16 protein-coding genes are annotated in these 17503 nt (G+C 45.9%); 2 read left to right on the forward strand and 14 right to left on the reverse strand.

Annotated elements, in window-relative coordinates; all coding sequences use genetic code 11:
- Nucleotides 1–16: 16 nt before the first annotated feature.
- The 8 genes from MKX38_RS11835 to MKX38_RS11870 all read right to left on the reverse strand — a co-directional run bounded on the left by MKX38_RS11835 (nucleotide 17) and on the right by MKX38_RS11870 (nucleotide 7711).
- The gene (locus MKX38_RS11835) at nucleotides 17–1435 is read right to left on the reverse strand and encodes a bifunctional 2-methylcitrate dehydratase/aconitate hydratase (RefSeq protein ID WP_015251743.1); all 1419 of its coding nucleotides are present in this window, start codon (nucleotides 1433–1435) and stop codon (nucleotides 17–19) included.
- A gap of 14 nt (nucleotides 1436–1449) precedes the next feature.
- Nucleotides 1450–2568, reverse strand: coding sequence for a citrate synthase (gene mmgD, locus MKX38_RS11840; protein WP_003230298.1), 1119 nt, complete (start codon nucleotides 2566–2568; stop codon nucleotides 1450–1452).
- Nucleotides 2569–2601: 33 nt separating this feature from the next.
- Nucleotides 2602–3741 (reverse strand): Acyl-CoA dehydrogenase, encoded by a 1140-nt coding sequence (locus MKX38_RS11845; RefSeq protein WP_003245999.1) that lies wholly within the window; start codon nucleotides 3739–3741, stop codon nucleotides 2602–2604.
- Nucleotides 3742–3768: 27 nt separating this feature from the next.
- A complete protein-coding gene (locus MKX38_RS11850; RefSeq protein ID WP_014480222.1) occupies nucleotides 3769–4632 on the reverse strand; it encodes a 3-hydroxybutyryl-CoA dehydrogenase in 864 nt (287 codons plus the stop codon).
- A gap of 24 nt (nucleotides 4633–4656) precedes the next feature.
- Complete coding sequence (locus tag MKX38_RS11855; RefSeq protein WP_003230291.1) at nucleotides 4657–5838, reverse strand: acetyl-CoA C-acetyltransferase; 1182 nt, start codon at nucleotides 5836–5838, stop codon at nucleotides 4657–4659.
- A gap of 126 nt (nucleotides 5839–5964) precedes the next feature.
- A complete protein-coding gene (locus tag MKX38_RS11860) occupies nucleotides 5965–6696 on the reverse strand; it encodes a glycerophosphodiester phosphodiesterase (protein ID WP_015714234.1) in 732 nt (243 codons plus the stop codon).
- 78 nt (nucleotides 6697–6774) lie between these two features.
- Entirely contained in the window at nucleotides 6775–7395 is a 621-nt protein-coding gene (locus MKX38_RS11865; RefSeq protein WP_151262328.1) for an N-acetylmuramoyl-L-alanine amidase, read from the reverse strand.
- A gap of 19 nt (nucleotides 7396–7414) precedes the next feature.
- Nucleotides 7415–7711: a hypothetical protein gene (locus MKX38_RS11870; protein ID WP_029317929.1), complete on the reverse strand. Its 297-nt coding sequence runs from the start codon at nucleotides 7709–7711 to the stop codon at nucleotides 7415–7417.
- 307 nt (nucleotides 7712–8018) lie between these two features.
- On the opposite strand from MKX38_RS11870, the gene MKX38_RS11875 reads away from it, so the two are divergent.
- Together MKX38_RS11875 and MKX38_RS11880 are read left to right on the forward strand one after the other, a co-directional pair.
- A complete protein-coding gene (locus tag MKX38_RS11875) occupies nucleotides 8019–8171 on the forward strand; it encodes a hypothetical protein (protein WP_014480226.1) in 153 nt (50 codons plus the stop codon).
- A gap of 72 nt (nucleotides 8172–8243) precedes the next feature.
- Complete coding sequence (locus MKX38_RS11880; protein ID WP_042976476.1) at nucleotides 8244–9362, forward strand: NADH-dependent flavin oxidoreductase; 1119 nt, start codon at nucleotides 8244–8246, stop codon at nucleotides 9360–9362.
- 464 nt (nucleotides 9363–9826) lie between these two features.
- Here the strand turns inward: MKX38_RS11880 and spo0A are convergent, their stop codons facing one another.
- The 6 genes from spo0A to dxs all read right to left on the reverse strand — a co-directional run bounded on the left by spo0A (nucleotide 9827) and on the right by dxs (nucleotide 17418).
- A complete protein-coding gene (gene spo0A / locus MKX38_RS11885) occupies nucleotides 9827–10630 on the reverse strand; it encodes a sporulation transcription factor Spo0A (protein ID WP_003226427.1) in 804 nt (267 codons plus the stop codon).
- Between the two features lie 275 nt (nucleotides 10631–10905).
- Entirely contained in the window at nucleotides 10906–12186 is a 1281-nt protein-coding gene (gene spoIVB / locus MKX38_RS11890; RefSeq protein ID WP_004398697.1) for a SpoIVB peptidase, read from the reverse strand.
- Between the two features lie 174 nt (nucleotides 12187–12360).
- Nucleotides 12361–14091, reverse strand: a complete 1731-nt coding sequence (recN, locus tag MKX38_RS11895; RefSeq protein WP_003230267.1) for a DNA repair protein RecN — start codon at nucleotides 14089–14091, stop codon at nucleotides 12361–12363.
- 36 nt (nucleotides 14092–14127) lie between these two features.
- Nucleotides 14128–14577: an arginine repressor ArgR gene (gene argR, locus MKX38_RS11900; RefSeq protein ID WP_003230265.1), complete on the reverse strand. Its 450-nt coding sequence runs from the start codon at nucleotides 14575–14577 to the stop codon at nucleotides 14128–14130.
- A 97-nt stretch (nucleotides 14578–14674) separates the two neighbouring features.
- The gene (locus MKX38_RS11905) at nucleotides 14675–15520 is read right to left on the reverse strand and encodes a TlyA family RNA methyltransferase (RefSeq protein ID WP_003230264.1); all 846 of its coding nucleotides are present in this window, start codon (nucleotides 15518–15520) and stop codon (nucleotides 14675–14677) included.
- Nucleotides 15517–17418 (reverse strand): 1-deoxy-D-xylulose-5-phosphate synthase, encoded by a 1902-nt coding sequence (dxs, locus tag MKX38_RS11910; protein ID WP_003245985.1) that lies wholly within the window; start codon nucleotides 17416–17418, stop codon nucleotides 15517–15519. Before dxs ends, MKX38_RS11905 begins: the two co-directional genes overlap by 4 nt.
- Between the last annotated feature and the right edge of the window lie 85 nt (nucleotides 17419–17503).

Genomic DNA, 17503 nt, shown 5'->3' on the forward strand with positions numbered 1-17503 from the left:
GAAACAAATCCCCCTTTTACATGCAGAACATGTCTACGAATTCATTTACGCGCATCGTTTGTAATGTCTCATAGCTGGTACAGCGCTCATAAATGTGTTTGTGCTGTTTATCAGGAAAATGGGTTTTGAGATTGTCAGAAAACTTTTCCAGCAGTTTCGGCACTGCTTCCTCTCTTCGAAAACGATGGCCGAGGGGAAACTCACATTCCACCATTTCCGTGCTCGTTCCGTCTTTAAAATGAACCTGAACGGCATTTGAGATGGAACGTTTATCAGGTTTCAAATAATCCTCGGTATATGTTTTATTTTCAGTCACTTCCATTTTATCACGAAGTTTATCTATTCTCGGATCACTCGCTGTTTCAGCTTCATAATGCTGTGCGGTGATATCACCAAAAAGCAAACCGATTGCTGTAATGTATTGGAGGCAGTGATCACGGTCTGCCGGATTGTGGAGCGGGCCTTTTTTATCAATGATTCGGATAGCGGATTCATGCGTTCTGATGACAACTCGGTCAATCTCATCAATCCGGTTCTTTACCTGCGGGTGAAGAATGACGGCGCACTCCGCCGCTGTCTGGGCGTGAAATTCCGCAGGATAAGACACTTTAAATAACACATTTTCCATGACATAAGCGTCGAGCGGACGGGCAAGCTTGATCTCTTTCTTATTGAATAAAACGTCTTGGAACCCCCAACCCGGTGCACTCAAGGCTGTCGGATAACCCATTTCCCCTTTTAACGACATCAGCGCCAAATGAACACCTCTGCTCGTTGCATCTCCTGCCGCCCATGATTTACGCGAGCCTGTATTTGGTGAATGGCGGTATGTCCTCAATGCTGCATTGTCAATCCATGCATTCGAAAGCGCATTTTTGATTTCTTCTCTTCCGCCGCCCAAAAGCTTTGCTGCAACAGCAGTTGTCGCAACTTTGACAAACAGCACATGGTCAAGGCCAACTCGATTTAAGCTGTTTTCTAACGCCAGCACACCTTGGATCTCGTGTGCTTTGATCATCATCTCAAGTACGTCGCGTACCGTTAACGGCTCTTTTCCTTCAGACAGCCTCACTCTTGATACATAATCAGCAGCGGCAAGGATTCCTCCCAAGTTATCGGATGGATGCCCCCACTCCGCCGCCAGCCACGTATCGTTGTAATCGAGCCAGCGAATCATGCAGCCAATATTAAACGCTGCCCTCACAGGATCGAGAACATATGACGTTCCCGGCACTTTGCTTCCATTCGGCACAGTCGTTCCTGGAACAATCGGGCCAAGCAGCTTTGTGCATTCCGGATACCGTAGCGCCAAGATCCCGCAGCCCAGGGTATCCAGCAATACATGCCCCGCTGTTGTATACGCTTCGGCACTAGTAATCTCTTTCTCAAGCACATAGTCTGTGATTTCTTCGATAACACGATCCGTTTTCGGCATTCTACCAGCTCCTTTCATGATTTTGTTTGATATCGCGGGCCCATGTAACTGACACGGGGACGGAAGAGCCGATTATTGGCATGCTGTTCGATCACATGGGCGCATAAACCGGACGTTCTCGCGCTGAAAAAGATCGGCGTATATAAAGGAATCGGTATGCCGAGCATCCAATACACTGGGGCAGCATAGTAATCCAAATTCGGGTAAAGCCCTTTTTCCTTCTCCATCAGCCGCTCACCCGCTTCGCACATCTCATATAAACGATGGTCACCGGCTTTATCGCATAATTGCTGCAGCGCCTCTTTCATCATGAGTGCTCTCGGGTCCATTTTTTTCATATACACCCGGTGGCCGAAGCCCATGATTTTTTCTTTTCTTTTCAGTTTTGTTTGCAAAAGCTGCTCAAAATCAGATGTCGTTTTTGCCTCCAAAAGCAAATACATCACAGCTTCGTTTGCTCCTCCGTGAAGATTCCCTTTCAGGGAAGCGACAGCCCCAGTCAAAGCCCCATAAAGATCTGAATGTGTAGATGCAATGACCCTGGCCGCAAAGGTTGAATTCGGCATCTCATGCTCACTGTACAGGACGAGCGACCGGTCAAAAATCTGTTCTTCCAATGAAGACGGCAATTTCCCTGTCATCATGTAGAGAAAATTCGCACTGTAGGATAGGGTTTGAAGCGGAAGAATCGGTTCTTTCTTATTAATGATCCTGTAGCTGGCAGCAGTGAGGGCAGGCATTTTCCCAAGAAGCTGATAGGCGCGTTCTTTGTTTGCGGAAGGAGACCGATCATCAATTTGCCGATCATAGCCAGCAAGTGCCGACAGGCCGGTACGCAGACCATCCATTGGATGAGTGTCCTCAGGGAGCAGCTCAAGCAGACGGAGATGATCAGCAGGCAGGCTTGAGGCACTGTTTATTTTACGTTCCAGCGTTTCCATTTCACTTTCTTCTGGCAGCCTGCCCTCCAGCAATAAATGGACAAGCTCCAGATAGCTTTTTGTTTCAGAAAGTTCTATTAAATCATAGCCTCTTATCAAAATCTGGCTGGACTGCGTGTCAAGATAAGAAATATGAGTTTCTGCCGCAATCACACCGTCCAACCCTGGAGAATAATGCTGTTTCTCCTCCATATCCTCAACCTCCGTTTTTGCGTTTTTTGTCTATCAGGTTCCGCCAAGCAAATACTTGGAAATAATCAGTCTTTGAATCTCGTTCGTCCCTTCATAAATTTGCGTCACCTTTGCATCGCGAAGCAGGCGCTCAACTGGATAATCCTTCATATAGCCATATCCCCCATAAATTTGAACGGCGTCTAACGCCGCCTTTACGGCTGCATCGGAAGCAAATTGTTTAGCCATAGACGCTTCTTTTCCACAGTTTAGGCCGCGGTTATGAAGGTCTGCAGCGTGGTAGACAAGATGTCTTGCCGCCTCAGCTCTAGTCGCCATATCAGCCAGCTTAAATGATATGCCTTGATTGGCTGCAATCGGCCTTCCAAATTGCACTCGCTGCTTCGCATAATCAACGGCATGCTCAAGAGCCGCCTCTGCAATTCCGAGGGCCTGTGCCGCAATGCCGATCCGGCCGACATTTAAATTCGCCATGGCAATGTGAAAGCCATCCCCCTCTTTGCCAAGCAAATTGGCTTCAGGCACTTCTGCATTATCAAAAATCAGTTCCGTAGTATTGGAGCCATAAAGCCCCAGCTTTCTTTCTTTTTTTCCAACGGTAAAACCGGGTGTGTTTTTTTCAACAATAAAAGCCGAAATCCCGTGCCTGCCTTGATCTGGAGCTGTTAAAGCAAATGTGATATAGATATCAGCTGCTCCGCCATTCGTTATGAATATTTTCGATCCGTTTAATAGGTATTTGCCGTTCTTTTTGATTGCTGTTGTGCGGAGGCTCCCGGCATCCGACCCCGAGTGAGGCTCCGTTAGTGCAAATGCGCCCAAATGGTCTCCTGACGCGAGATTTGGTATATATTTCATCTTCTGTTCTTCGTTGCCGAAATACAGAATCGGATTCGTGCCGACTGAGGTATGAACGGAGAGAATCACGCCGACAGCCGCGCTGATTCTAGAAATCTCATGAATTGCCAAAATATAAGAAACAACGTCCGCTCCAGCACCGCCGTATTGTTCCGGCACCGGTATTCCCATCAGTCCGTGTTTACCCATTTTTTTGATCAGCTGAAAGGGAAATTCGTCCGTTTTCTCCATGATTTCCGCAGCGGGAGCAATTTCTTTTCGTGCAAAATCACGCACCATTTTTCGCATCATGACTTGCTCTTGGGTTACATGCAACTCGGCCACCCCCGGATGGAATAGACTTCAGGAAGTCTTCTCCTCATAGTCATAAAAACCGCGTCCGCTCTTTTTGCCAAGCCAGCCTGCTTTGACATACTTGCGGAGCAGCGGGCAAGGACGGTATTTGGAATCGCCAAGGCCTGAGTGAAGGACTTCCATAATTGATAAACACGTATCCAGTCCGATAAAATCCGCTAATGCAAGCGGACCCATCGGATGATTCATGCCCAGCTTCATCACTTCATCTATTGCCTCCGGCTTCGCCACTCCCTCATACACGCAATAGATGGCTTCATTAATCATTGGAAGAAGCACACGGTTGGAAACAAACCCAGGAAAATCATTGACTTCTACCGCTGTTTTCCCCATCTTTTCCGCTAATGCCATAACATCTAAGGCCGTTTCTTCTGATGTAGCCAAGCCGCGAATCACTTCAACCAGCTTCATTACAGGGACGGGATTCATAAAATGCATGCCAATAACCCGTTGAGGCCGGTTTGTTACAGCAGCGATTTCTGTAATAGGCAAGGAAGATGTATTGCTGGCCAAAATCGTATGAGGCGGGCAAATGCGATCAAGTGTTTTAAACATCTCAGTTTTTGCCGCCATGTTTTCTGCGATAGCCTCAATCACAATGTCCGCATGCTCTGCCTCCTCAAGCGTTTGAGAAATCGAAATGCGGCTGATTACGCTCTTCACTTCCGTCTCGGTCCTTTTTCCTTTCTCAGCATCACGGGCCAGCTGTTTCTTCAGCCGTTTCAATCCTGCCTCCGCGGCCTCTGGATTCACATCATACATCCGCACATAAAAGCCTGCGTCGGCAGCTGTTTGAGCAATTCCGCTTCCCATCTGACCTGCGCCAGCTACCATGATTTGTTTGATTTCCATTGAAATCCCCTTTTTCATCATGTTTTAATGAACCTGCACTAAGACGGCGTCTCCCTGTGCTGCCCCGCTGCAAATAGCGGCAACGCCCAGACCCCCTCCCCGTCGCTTTAATTCATAAACAAGCGTCATGAGAATTCTCGCACCGCTCGCGCCGATCGGGTGTCCGAGCGCGATCGCACCGCCATTTACATTTACTTTTTCAAGATCGAAACCTACGATTTTTTCACATGTCAAAACAACTGAAGCAAAAGCTTCATTTACTTCAAACAAGTCAATATCTTGGACAGTTAAACCGTTCTTTTTCAGGAGCTTGTTAATGGCAAACCCCGGCGCTGCCGCCAGCTCGTGCGCTGGCATTCCCGTAGTTGAAAAACCAAGAATTGTAGCCAGAGGCCGTTTGCCAAGCTCAGCAGCTTTTTCCTCAGACATCAGCACGAACGCGCCGGCTCCGTCATTGACTCCAGGAGCATTGCCGGCTGTGATAGAACCGTCACTTGCATAAATCGGAGCAAGTTTCGCGAGCTGATCCAGACTTGTGTCACGGCGAATCGCTTCATCTTTATCAACAACGTTTGGTTTTCCTTTTCGACCGATCCAGTTGACGGGAACAATTTCATCCTGAAACTTCCCTTCATCGGCGGCCTTAGCTGCCCTTGCATGACTTCTCAACGCCCATTCGTCCTGCTCTCTTCGTGAGATTGCATATTCCTTGGCAGCTGTATTTCCGTGAACAGCCATGTGCACCTCGTCAAATGCGCACGTTAATCCGTCATACACCATTAAGTCCCTAAGCTCGCCGTCCCCCATCCGTGCTCCCCAGCGCCCGGCGGGAACGGCATACGGAATATTGCTCATGCTTTCCATCCCCCCCGCAACAAGTATGTCCGCATCCTGCGCCCGAATCATTTGATCACATAAAGTGACAGCGCGAAGGCCGGAAGCACAGACTTTATTTAGTGTTTCTGACGGCACACTCCAAGGCATTCCCGCCAGACGGGCAGCTTGACGGGAAGGTATCTGCCCTGAGCCGGCCTGGACAACCATGCCCATGACGTTTCCTTCTACATCATCTCCAGAGACTCCAGCCTGTTGCAGCGCCTCCTTCATCACAATGCCCCCAAGCTCAGCAGCTTTCACCTCTTTCAAAACTCCGCCGAATTTGCCAAATGGAGTTCTTGCAGCACTTACAATGACTGTTTTCCTCATGGTTTCACCTCATTCAGAAGATAGACAGCGCTTACAATTTCTAGTTGTCTTCTATGAATGTATGCTTTGAAACGGGCATGAATGAATGAAAAAAGAAGGCTGCGTCAAACAGCCTCCTTCTAACAACTATTCATTTTTCAGCAATGCCGAAGCCTTTTCTGGAAAGTCGGTAAACATGCCGTCTGCTCCCGCTTCAATGAGACGCTTCATATCTTCCGGACGATTGACTGTATACGGCCTTACCTTAATCAAACCGTTCCTCATTTTCTTCAGTACTTCATCTGTGACCCCTGGGCTGTTTAACTTCGGGTGATAGCCGGAAGCCGGAATAGACGCGATATATCGATCTGCCTGATAAAGCACATCTGAAGTTAATACTGCCCGTTCGATATGCGGTGCAAGCCGGGCGCACAGCGCCAAGCTGTCATGATTAAACGTGGATAGGATGACTCTGTCCTCTACATTAAATCGCTTCACTGCCTCCAGCACTTTTTCTTCCATTCCCTCATAGCGGATCACGCTGTTTTTTAATTCAATGTTGATGAGAAAATCCTTTTTTACCGCCCACGAGAGCACATCTTCTAGCAGCGGCACTTTTATATCGCTGTACGCTTGATCGTGACCAGCGGCCGCATTCGCAGTCTTTACCTCATCATAGGCTGTATCCTTCACGAATCCTTTAAGTGATGTCGTGCGATTAAGTCTTTCATCATGAATCACAACAATGCGTCCGTCTTTCGTCAGCTGTACATCAAGCTCTATCCCATCCGCTCCGGCTTCAATTCCTTTTTCAAATGCAAGCATTGTATTTTCGGGAAATTGACCTGAGGCCCCCCGGTGGGCAAAAATCTTTGTCATCGTTTCACCTCAAACCCTAAAGTTTTCTCCATTATACTTATTTTGTCGGCTCCACTCTAGGATTAAGGCTGTATCAATCTACTGATCATAATAAGAATCAATGCCGTTGACAATCGCATCTGCGGCCTTTTGCTGGTATTCTTCACTTCCCAGCTTGTCCGCATCAGAGCTGTTCGTGATAAACCCAAGCTCCGCCAACACACTTGGCATTTGTGAATATGTAATGACGTAAAAGTCTGATTCTTTCACGCCCCTGTCTCTCGTTTGTAAGGAAGAAACGAGCTCTGACTGAATATCGGATGCTAGACGCCGGCTGCTCTCCCCTTCATAATCAGATTGAAAATACGTTTCTGTTCCTGAAGCTGAAGCAACCCCTGAATTCACATGGATGCTGACAAAAAGGTCAGCCTGTTTGGCACTTGCCTTAGCCACTCTTTCCTCCAAGGTCAGAAAATGATCGTCAGACCGGGATGCAACAGGATTGGCTCCCTCCTCTTTTAGTTTGTCTGTCACATGCTCTGAGACAGACAAATTAATATCCTTTTCAAAGAGCCCGTTTCCGACCGCTCCACTATCTTCACCGCCGTGTCCGGCATCAATATACACTGTTTTCCCTTCTATCGGCTCTGCTGCCTGTGCACAAGGCGCGAGCGTCAAAGCCAATCCGCACAGCGCCAAGCTCCTCCATAACATTCTCAACTTACTCCCTCCGGTCTTTTTATGACGAGTTCTTTCGCAGCTGAATATCTTCCAGCTGTAAAGTTCCATTATCCTTCTTTGTATATTTCACCAGGACATGTGTCTGATCTGGCAGTAATTCACATTCATCACGTTTATCCTTCGGAACTTGTATCATGGTTTCTTCTCCATTAAGAGAAACCGCAATCGTATGAGGATCAGCCGAGCCAATGTATTTTCCCTCTTCGGTAAACCTTGGCACTGAGTCATCCGCACTTGCAACACTGCACCCCGAAAGAAAGAGCGCAGTAAACAGCAAAAGAACCGTTTGTTTCACATGACCACCTCTTCCTGATGTTTGGCTTTTATCTTTGACCAGAATGGCGAATTTGTAAAGACAACGCGAATGCAGGCGAGCAAGTTCCATGATTTTCAAAAGGGTTATACGACCCGATCATTTCCTGTTGTTAGAAAGATAACGAGCAGATTTGTCTATGAGGATGGCTCTAATTGAGGTGCCAATTAGAAAAAATTAGCGGAAAGAAGCAACTTTTTATTCATTTTAAAAAATTTGAGAATAGGGTGAGCAAATCGTTTGACGGGTGGGTCAGCCAAGCGTAACCTTTTAAAGGATATTTACTTTATTGAAAGAAGTTAAAGCCATGAAAAAATTCGTTCTGCTGCTGGCGGCAGCTGTCATCACATGCTCCATCGGCCACCAAATCAGCGGCGGCTACAAAGGCCCCGAAAAAGAGCGGCGAAAACATCACTCTGCACTCAAGATATTCAGTCGGTAAAGCAGATCAATTGCATTAATTTTTACATATAGGCTAGAATATGTGCGAATCCAAACGAAAGAAGATGATCAAATGAATCCTAAGTATAAGCCACTTTTTGAACCATTTACGTTTAAAAGCGGCGTTACAATCAACAACCGGATCGCAGTAGCACCGATGACTCATTACGCTTCTAATGAAGACGGTACAATATCTGAAGCGGAGCTCGACTACATCATCCCCCGTTCAAAAGAGATGGGAATGGTGATTACAGCCTGCGCAAATGTTACACCGGACGGAAAAGCATTCCCCGGGCAGCCGGCCATCCATGACGATTCCAACATTCCAGGTTTAAAAAAGTTAGCACAAGCCATTCAGGCACAAGGCGCTAAAGCTGTTGTACAAATTCATCACGGCGGTATTGAGTGCCCGTCTGAGCTCGTTCCTCAACAGGATGTTGTGGGGCCAAGTGACGTGTTTGATAACGGCAAACAAATTGCTCGCGCATTAAAAGAAGAAGAAGTGGAAAACATTGTGAAGGCGTTTGGAGAAGCGACAAGACGCGCCATTGAAGCCGGCTTTGACGGTGTCGAAATTCACGGTGCAAACGGCTACTTAATTCAGCAGTTTTATTCTCCGAAAACCAACCAGCGCACGGATCGCTGGGGAGGAAGCGATGAAAAACGATTAGCCTTCCCGCTCGCTATTGTCGATGAAGTGAAAAAAGCCGCTTCAGAACATGCGAAGGGTGCGTTCTTAGTCGGATACCGCCTGTCTCCGGAAGAACCTGAGACACCGGGATTGACAATGACTGAAACTTATACGCTTGTTGATGCTTTAGGAGATAAAGAATTGGATTATCTTCATGTCTCACTGATGGACGTGAACTCAAAAGCGCGCCGCGGTGCAGATCCGACTCGCACACGCATGGACTTATTGAATGAACGTGTCGGAAACAAAGTGCCGCTGATCGCCGTCGGTTCCATCCATTCCGCTGATGACGCGCTTGCCGTCATCGAAAACGGTATTCCGCTGGTCGCTATGGGACGCGAAATTCTAGTTGACCCTGACTGGACGGTAAAAGTAAAAGAAGGCCGTGAAAAGCAAATCGAAACAGTGATCAAAGGCACAGATAAAGAAAAATATCATTTGCCTGAACCGCTATGGCAAGCAATTGTGAACACGCCAGGCTGGGTGCCTTATAAAGATTAATGTGCAAAGACTGCCGAAACGATTCGGCAGTCTTTTTTCCCTTTATATAAATAGTTTGTGTACACATCTAAACAGCAAAAGAAAGAGCTCCCCGCCAACTTCGAAAAGAAAATCCAGGAAAAACCCCTCACGCTTTCTTGCTTTTTTCTTTTTCATTCGTACGTCTCCTTTTTACATGAATACGCCTTACTTACGATTTTGCAGGAGAAAGGTTTCATTTTATAACGGACACATCTAGGGTCGATCATGCTCGTGATCCTATAAGATGTATGAATGGACCAAGAGTGCAGGTAATACCGCCATTTGCTTTCCTTGCTTTTCAAACCCATCCTTTACTATATGCGGGTACTTAATATTCTTCTCCCATACTAACAAATGTCCCCAAAACAAAACGCCTCCTATTTATCAGCGCAAACTAATAAATAAAAGACGTTTGATTTAATGACCACTTAATAAGCTCATGTTTAAGAAGCCTTATGCTCTAACCTCAGCTTATCCGCAACCATTGCAATGAACTCCGAATTTGTCGGTTTAGCTTTTGTCATGCTGACAGTATAACCGAACAACGAGGAAATGGAATCAATGTTTCCTCTGCTCCATGCCACTTCAATTGCATGACGGATCGCTCTTTCTACACGGCTTGCGGTTGTGTTAAATTTTTTGGCGATGTCCGGATAGAGGACTTTTGTAATGCTGCCGAGCAATTCGATGTCATTGTATACCATTGAGATTGCTTCGCGCAGATAGAGATAGCCTTTAATATGGGCTGGGACGCCGATTTCATGGATAATGCTTGTGATGCTCGCGTCGAGATTTTTCTTCTTTGGTTCAGGCTGGCTGCTGCGTATAATACTGCTTTGCGATGATGGCGCACGATGCGTCACACTGCTGGCATTTCCGCTGACCTGGCGGATATGGCCGACAAGGTTTTCCATATCAAACGGTTTGAGAATAAAGTAGGACGCGCCTAAATCGACGGCCTTTTTCGTGACATCTTCCTGCCCAAAGGCTGTCAGCATAATGACATTCGGCTGTTTTTTCAGATCTGATTCCCTCAGCCTCTCTAAAACCGCAAGTCCGTCTAGATGCGGCATAATAATATCTAATACGAGCACATCGGGATCTTTTTCTTTAAACAGCGACAGGCATTCCTGTCCGTTATAAGCAACGCCGATCACTTCCATGTCTTCCTGTCCTTCTATATATTCACTTAACAGGCTTACCAGCTCTCGATTATCATCAGCAACACAAACTTTAATTTTCTCCACGTTTCTTCCTCCCCAAATGTAGTTAACAGGATTCACCCTTGCTACATGTTTACATTCGACAAAACCGCTATATACCCTCTAAAAAAATCATAATCACCAATATTAGTGGCATATCTTTGTTATTCTATGTTTTTCTCTGTTTTTCGACTAAAAATGAAATTTGACAAACAAGGAAACGTGAATTTGTCGAAAAATCTTCTTTTGTATATTTTACCGTATGTATTCTGAGAAGTGAAGAGGGATCAAAATAAAAAAACTGCCGGAAACTCCGGCAGTCAGCTTGCTTTTTCTTTTCCATAAATATCGATTCCTGCTTCTGACAGCATCCATTCAATATGAACACCGTAGCCGCTTGTCGGGTCATTTACAAATACATGGGTGACAGCACCGATCACTTTTCCATTTTGAATGATCGGGCTTCCGCTCATCCCCTGTACGATGCCTCCTGTTTCTTTCAACAGTCTTGGATCGGTAATTTTCAACACCATTCCTTTTGTCGCAGGGAATTTTTGCGGCGTTGTGCTGACGATTTCAATATCGAATTTTTCTACTTTGTCATCATCAATAACCGTTAAAATTTCAGCCGGCCCTTTTTTGACTTCGGTAGAAAACGCAACCGGCAATGCTTGATCTGATATGTTGTTTTGAATCGGCTGATGCAGTGTGCCGAAAATCCCAAACGGGCTGTTTCTGTTAATATCCCCGATCGTTTTGCGTTCTGAGGAAAATCGCGCCAGTTTTTCTCCCGGATTACCGCCTGTCCCTTTTTCAATTGATGTTACAGTGGATTTAACAATTTCTCCATTCTCCACTACAATTGGTTTCTTTGTGTCCATATCGGAAATCACGTGGCCAAGTGCTCCGTATTTTTTTGTTTTCGGTTCATAAAAGGTCATAGTGCCGATGCCGGCAGCAGAATCTCTGATATATAACCCGATTCTGTATTTGCCTTCTCCTTCATCCTTTTCTGGGATCAGCTTCGTTTTGATTTTCTGTTTATCACGTTTGATCAGTAAATCTAAAGATTCACCAGTTTTCCCAGCCTTTTGAATAAATGGGGCTACATCATTCATTTTTTCAATTTTCTGTCCATTCATCTCAATAATGATGTCGCCCGCTTCAATTCCTGCCGTTTCTCCCGGAGATTTTTTGCCTTCACTTGTATTGATTTGATGAAATCCGACGACAAGAACACCGACGGAATGAAGTTTTACACCGATTGATTGTCCGCCAGGTATAACTTTTAAATCAGGAAGAACATGCACTTTTGTTTTTTTAATTGGAAATCCGGCAAGATCATATACCAATTCTGACTCACCTGATTTTTTGCCCGTCACCTTGATTTCATGCGGATCTTTCTTTACTGTAAACGCTTCTGAGGATTCTGATGTCTGAGCGTTTACCGATAAACTCGTTTCAATCGCTTGTGTTTGGGTTTCAAATACTCTCATTTGCGTTGGAATCAGTAAATATTCTTTTAGCGGTTTGCATAAACCTACACTTAATAACGAAACAAGGAGAATTAAACCTACTGCTTTTCTGATGTTATCGGGCATTCACTACTTCACTCTCCTCGCTCCTATCCCACACCTTCTTTATGACTTGCTGCTACATCATTTAATTTTGCCTTCTGACGGCTTATTTATAACTGTCATATGAAGAAAAACATTGGATATACTGATGAACGAATGGATGTGCACGAAAAAAATAAGCTGCGCTTCTCGCGCAGCTTACCCAGTTGTTTTGACTTGATCCGCTTGTTTTAAAAGTTCTTTCGCATGGCGTTTCGTTAAATCGGTTACCTCGACACCTGCAATCATGCGCCCGATTTCCGCTACCTTTTCCTGCTTAGACAGCGGCTTGACACGTGTCGTCGTTCTACCGTCTTTTAACTCCTTCGCAATATAAAGATGCGTATCGGCCATGGCAGCCACCTGAGGCAGGTGTGTAATGCACAGCACTTGTGATCCTATTGACACCTTATGGATCTTCTCAGCAATTGCCTGTGCGACCCTGCCGCTTACACCGGTATCAACCTCGTCAAAAATGATCGATGTCACATCCTGTTGTGAGGAAAAAATGCTTTTTATGGCAAGCATCACCCGTGACAGCTCTCCACCTGAAGCGACTTTCGAAAGGGATTTCAGCGGCTCGCCTGTATTGGTTGAAATTAAAAACTTCACCAGGTCAATCCCTTGTTCAGTCAGCTGAACGGGCTGGCCGTTTACAAGCGGCGCCTCTTCATTGCGTGACGCTGTTCTGACCTTAAATTCCGTATCAAAAGTTGATTTTTCCATGTACAGGCTTTTTAATTCCCGATGAATCTCATCAGCCAGCTTTTTCGCCCATGTTTTTCGGATTTGTGACACATTTGCCGCTTCCACTGCGACATCTTTGCCGACGGAGTCAAGCTCCTTTTTCAAGCTTTGAAGGTGGCTGTCCCTGTTTTCAATTTGGTCAATCTCTTCTTCAATTTTAGAAGCATATTCCAAAATGTCTTCAACAGTGGCACCGTATTTTCGTTTCAGCTGTTTGATTTCATTAAGTCGCGTCTCAATATAGTTCAGGCGTTCCGGATCAAATTCAAGCTCATCCAGCATATTTCTCATCTGAAATGTGGCATCCTCAAGCAAATAGTAGGAGTTCGAAACACTTTCAGACATTTTTTTCAGCGGTTCGTTTATATCAGATATATCTTCAAGCTGCGCTGATGCCATTCCAACCCAGTCCAATCCGCCCTGCTCACTGCGAAGCGCGTTATATGCATTTTGCAGCGACTCATATATCTTCTCAAAGTTTGAAATTTGCTGGCGCTCTTCTTGGAGCTGTTCATCTTCGTTAAGCTCAAGCTTTGCCGATTCGATTTCTTCGAGCTGAAATTGAATAAGATCAAGACGATGGGCCATTTCCTGTTCGCTTTCAGAAAGCTGCTTAAGCTTTTTGAGCAGCTTCACATACCGCTGGTACCCTTCCTGATACGTTTTGAGCGCGCTTTCCACTTCGGCCCCGGCAAACTTGTCCAAAAGCTGGAGATGATTTTCGTCTTCCATTAACAGCTGGTTATCGTGCTGCCCGTGAATATCTAATAAAAGCCTGCCGATCTCTCTTAGTGAAGCAATCGTGACAAGCTTGCCATTGACACGGCAAACGCTTTTCCCGCTCGTGCTGATATCCCTTCTCATGACGATCATTTCGTCTGAAACGTCGATTCCCTGCTCAGCGCATACGCCTAAAACAGGATGGCCGCTCTCCAACAGAAACAGCCCTTCAAGTTCGGCTTTTGCTTCCCCATATCTAACAAATTCAGATGATCCGCGGCCTCCGACTAAAAGAGAAATGGCATCTATGATGATGGATTTGCCGGCTCCGGTTTCTCCTGTTAAAACCGTAAGCCCGCGTTCAAAAGAAACCGTCAGTTCCTCAATAATGGCAAAGTTTTTAATCGATAGTTCAGCTAACAAACAGCATTACACCTCTTATCTTTGTTAGATTTTCTGTTACAGCAGTTCAAGGAGCCTGTTTTTTACGCCTTCTGTATCTTCAGGAGTCCGGCAAATAATTAAAATCGTATCATCTCCGCAAATGGTCCCCATCATTTCATCCCAGTCCAAATTGTCCATCAGCGCCCCGATTGCCTGGGCATTGCCCGGCATCGTTTTCAGCACAATCATATGGCTTGCTGAGTCTATTTTCACAAATGCGTCCATCAATGCCCGCTTTAGCTTTGACAGCGGATTGAAACGCTGGTCCGCCGGAAGACTGTATTTGTAAGAACCATTATTTGTAGGCACTTTTACAAGGTGAAGTTCTTTAATATCCCGTGATACCGTGGCCTGCGTTACTTTGTATCCATCCTGCTTTAGCATGTCGACCAATTCATCCTGCGTTTCGATTTCATTGCTTGTAATGATCTCTCTGATTTTAATATGCCTCTGGCCTTTGTTCATGTAAGCACCTCTATTTCCAAGCTTATCTGTTCTTTTATGTTATATGATTCTCTGCACATTGTACATGAATGCAGAAAAAAGGAATAATAGCGCCCTATTATTCCGGTACATCTGCTTTTTTTTCTTTTAACGTCTTATGTGCTTCTTCTACAACGCGCATGATCTCTTCTTCCGGCAGTTCCTGGCCTTCCTGTCCCTCTCCCGGCCAATGCAAATGAAGGAGAAACTCAATATTTCCGTCTCCTCCCGTGATTGGAGAAAATGACAAGCCTTTACAGATATAGCCTTCAGCGGCAGAAAAACTGATCATTCGCTTGAGCACATCAGCATGCACTTTAGGATCTCTAACAATCCCTTTTTTGCCGACGGATTCCCGTCCCGCTTCAAACTGAGGCTTAACTAAAGCCATGCAGTCGCTGCCCGGTACGAGCAAAGTCCTTAGGACAGGCAGGATGAGCCGCAGTGAAATAAAGGACACATCAATTGTGGCAAACTCCGGCATGCCCTTTGTAAAGTCTGCCGGTGTTGCATAACGAAAGTTCGTCCGTTCCATCACGACGACCCGTTCATCCTGTCTAAGCTTCCATGCAAGCTGATTATAGCCTACATCCACAGCGTATGACTGTTTAGCTCCATTTTGCAAAGCGCAGTCCGTAAAACCGCCGGTGGAGGAGCCAATATCAATCATAATTTTATCTTTGACAGAGACGGGAAATTCCTTCAACGCTTTTTCGAGCTTTAAGCCGCCCCTGCTCACATACCTCAGCGGGTTTCCTTTGACAGTTAACGGAAGGTCGCGGTCAATTTTTTCTCCAGGCTTGTCCAAGCGGTTTTCGTTTGAATAGACGATCCCCGCCATAATGGCTCTTTTGGCTTTTTCACGCGTTTCCGCCAGCCCTCTTTCCACTAATAATACATCTAATCGTTCTTTCTTTGACGTCATGATCCAATTCCTTTGTGTGTCTTTGGCGGCATCAGTAATCTAATACGATTTGCCACCTGCTGTTTTGTCAGTCCAATTTCCTCAAGAAGCGCTGTTACACTTCCGTGTTCAATAAACCGATCAGGTATACCCATTCTGTCAATCGGAGTATGATATTCACCTTGATCATGAGCGAATTCTAAAATCGAGCTTCCGAAACCGCCTTCTAAGACCGCTTCTTCAATTGTTAAAATTGGCAAGCCTTCTTTTAGGATACTCTTCATCATCTTTTCATCAATCGGCTTAATAAAACGCGCATTCACAACGCGCACGGAAAGGCCTTCTTTCTGCAGCTCTTCGGCTGCTTCAATCGCCATTTCGATTGTTGTGCCGAATGTTAAGATGACAGCATCGTTCCCTGGACGCAGCACCTCCCACGTACCGATCGGAATCGTTTTCAACTGTTCATCCATTTTTACGCCGAGTCCGTTTCCGCGCGGAAAACGCATTGCTATCGGGCCTTCGTCATAGCTAAGTGCTGTATGAACCATGTGCTGGCCTTCATTTTCGTCTTTCGGCATCATTAAGACCATGTTTGGAATGTGGCGCATAAACGCAATATCAAACACGCCTTGATGTGTCTCTCCATCAGCGCCAACGAGTCCTGCACGGTCAATTCCAATAAACACATTAGCGTTTTGGCGGCAGATGTCATGAACAACTTGGTCATATGCCCTTTGCAGGAAGGTTGAGTAAATCGCCAAAAACGGCTTCATACCCTGCATTGCCATAGCTGCAGCCATTGTTGCGGCATGCTGTTCTGCGATTCCTACGTCGAACATCCGGTCAGGGAATTCCTTTGCGAAGCCTTCAAGCTTTGAACCGACAGGCATAGCCGGCGTAATGGCTACAATGCGTCCGTCCTCGCGCGCCATTCGCTGCACAGTTCCGCTGACAAGACCGCTCCACGAAGGAGCTGCGGCTTTCGGCTTTACAAAGTCACCGGTATTAATTTTATATGGTCCGGTACCATGCCATGTCCCAATCGTATCGGTCTCAGCCGGTTTGTACCCCTTCCCTTTTTTCGTAATGACGTGCAGAAGAACAGGGCCTTTCGTTTTTTTGGCGTATTGAAGATTCTCAATCAGCTCATGATAAGAATGTCCGTCCACTGGGCCCAAATACGTAAAACCGAGCTCCTCGAAAAACATTCCGGAGACGAGCATGTATTTCAGGCTGTCTTTGACCCGTTCCGCCGTGGCGGCAAGCTTGCCCCCAACTGCCGGAATCTTTTTAAATAAGTATTCAAGCTCATCTTTGACCCACTGGTATTTCCCCGCAGTGCGGAGCCGTCCGAGCATAGAGTGAATGGCACCGACGTTTGGCGCAATACTCATTTCATTATCATTAAGGATGACAATCATGTCTTTTTTCTCGTCGCCGATGTGGTTAAGGGCTTCGAGCGCCATACCGCCGGTCAGCGCGCCGTCACCAATGATCGGAATAATATATTCATCCGTTCCTTTAATATCACGGGCAGCTGCCATTCCCATCGCGCCTGACAGAGAAGTCGAGCTGTGCCCGGTTTCCCAAACATCGTGCTCGCTTTCACTCCGCTTTGGAAATCCGCAAAGCCCTTTGTACTGGCGAAGCGTCGCAAATTCTTTTCCGCGTCCTGTCAGCAGCTTATGGACATACGACTGATGGCCTACATCCCATAAAAATTTGTCTTTCGGGCTGTTAAATTCCTTATGCAGGGCAACAGTAAGCTCTACGACACCTAAGTTTGGGCCGATGTGGCCGCCGGAAGCGGATAAACTTGTAATTAAAAACTGACGGATTTCATCACTTAATTTCTCTAATTCATCAATGGACATGTTTTTTAAAAACGACGGGTCCTGTATTGATAAAAGATCCAAAGCGGATCAACTCACTTTCAGCATGAATTTCTGCAATGATACATGTCTTTTGCATGCCGAGCTGACAATAATCTCAGACATAAAA

Source organism: Bacillus sp. FSL M8-0025 (genome assembly GCF_037975475.1).
Lineage (GTDB): Bacteria > Bacillota > Bacilli > Bacillales > Bacillaceae > Bacillus > Bacillus subtilis.

What these genes read in the sequence shown, in the direction of transcription:
- MKX38_RS11835 (WP_015251743.1), bottom strand. Translation starts at nt 1,435, where the DNA reads ATGCCGAAAACGGATCGTGTTATCGAAGAAATCACAGACTATGTGCTT.
- mmgD (WP_003230298.1), bottom strand. Translation starts at nt 2,568, where the DNA reads ATGGAGGAGAAACAGCATTATTCTCCAGGGTTGGACGGTGTGATTGCG.
- MKX38_RS11850 (WP_014480222.1), bottom strand. Translation starts at nt 4,632, where the DNA reads ATGGAAATCAAACAAATCATGGTAGCTGGCGCAGGTCAGATGGGAAGC.
- MKX38_RS11855 (WP_003230291.1), bottom strand. Translation starts at nt 5,838, where the DNA reads ATGAGGAAAACAGTCATTGTAAGTGCTGCAAGAACTCCATTTGGCAAA.
- MKX38_RS11860 (WP_015714234.1), bottom strand. Translation starts at nt 6,696, where the DNA reads ATGACAAAGATTTTTGCCCACCGGGGGGCCTCAGGTCAATTTCCCGAA.
- MKX38_RS11880 (WP_042976476.1), top strand. Translation starts at nt 8,244, where the DNA reads ATGAATCCTAAGTATAAGCCACTTTTTGAACCATTTACGTTTAAAAGC.
- spoIVB (WP_004398697.1), bottom strand. Translation starts at nt 12,186, where the DNA reads ATGCCCGATAACATCAGAAAAGCAGTAGGTTTAATTCTCCTTGTTTCG.
- argR (WP_003230265.1), bottom strand. Translation starts at nt 14,577, where the DNA reads ATGAACAAAGGCCAGAGGCATATTAAAATCAGAGAGATCATTACAAGC.
- MKX38_RS11905 (WP_003230264.1), bottom strand. Translation starts at nt 15,520, where the DNA reads ATGACGTCAAAGAAAGAACGATTAGATGTATTATTAGTGGAAAGAGGG.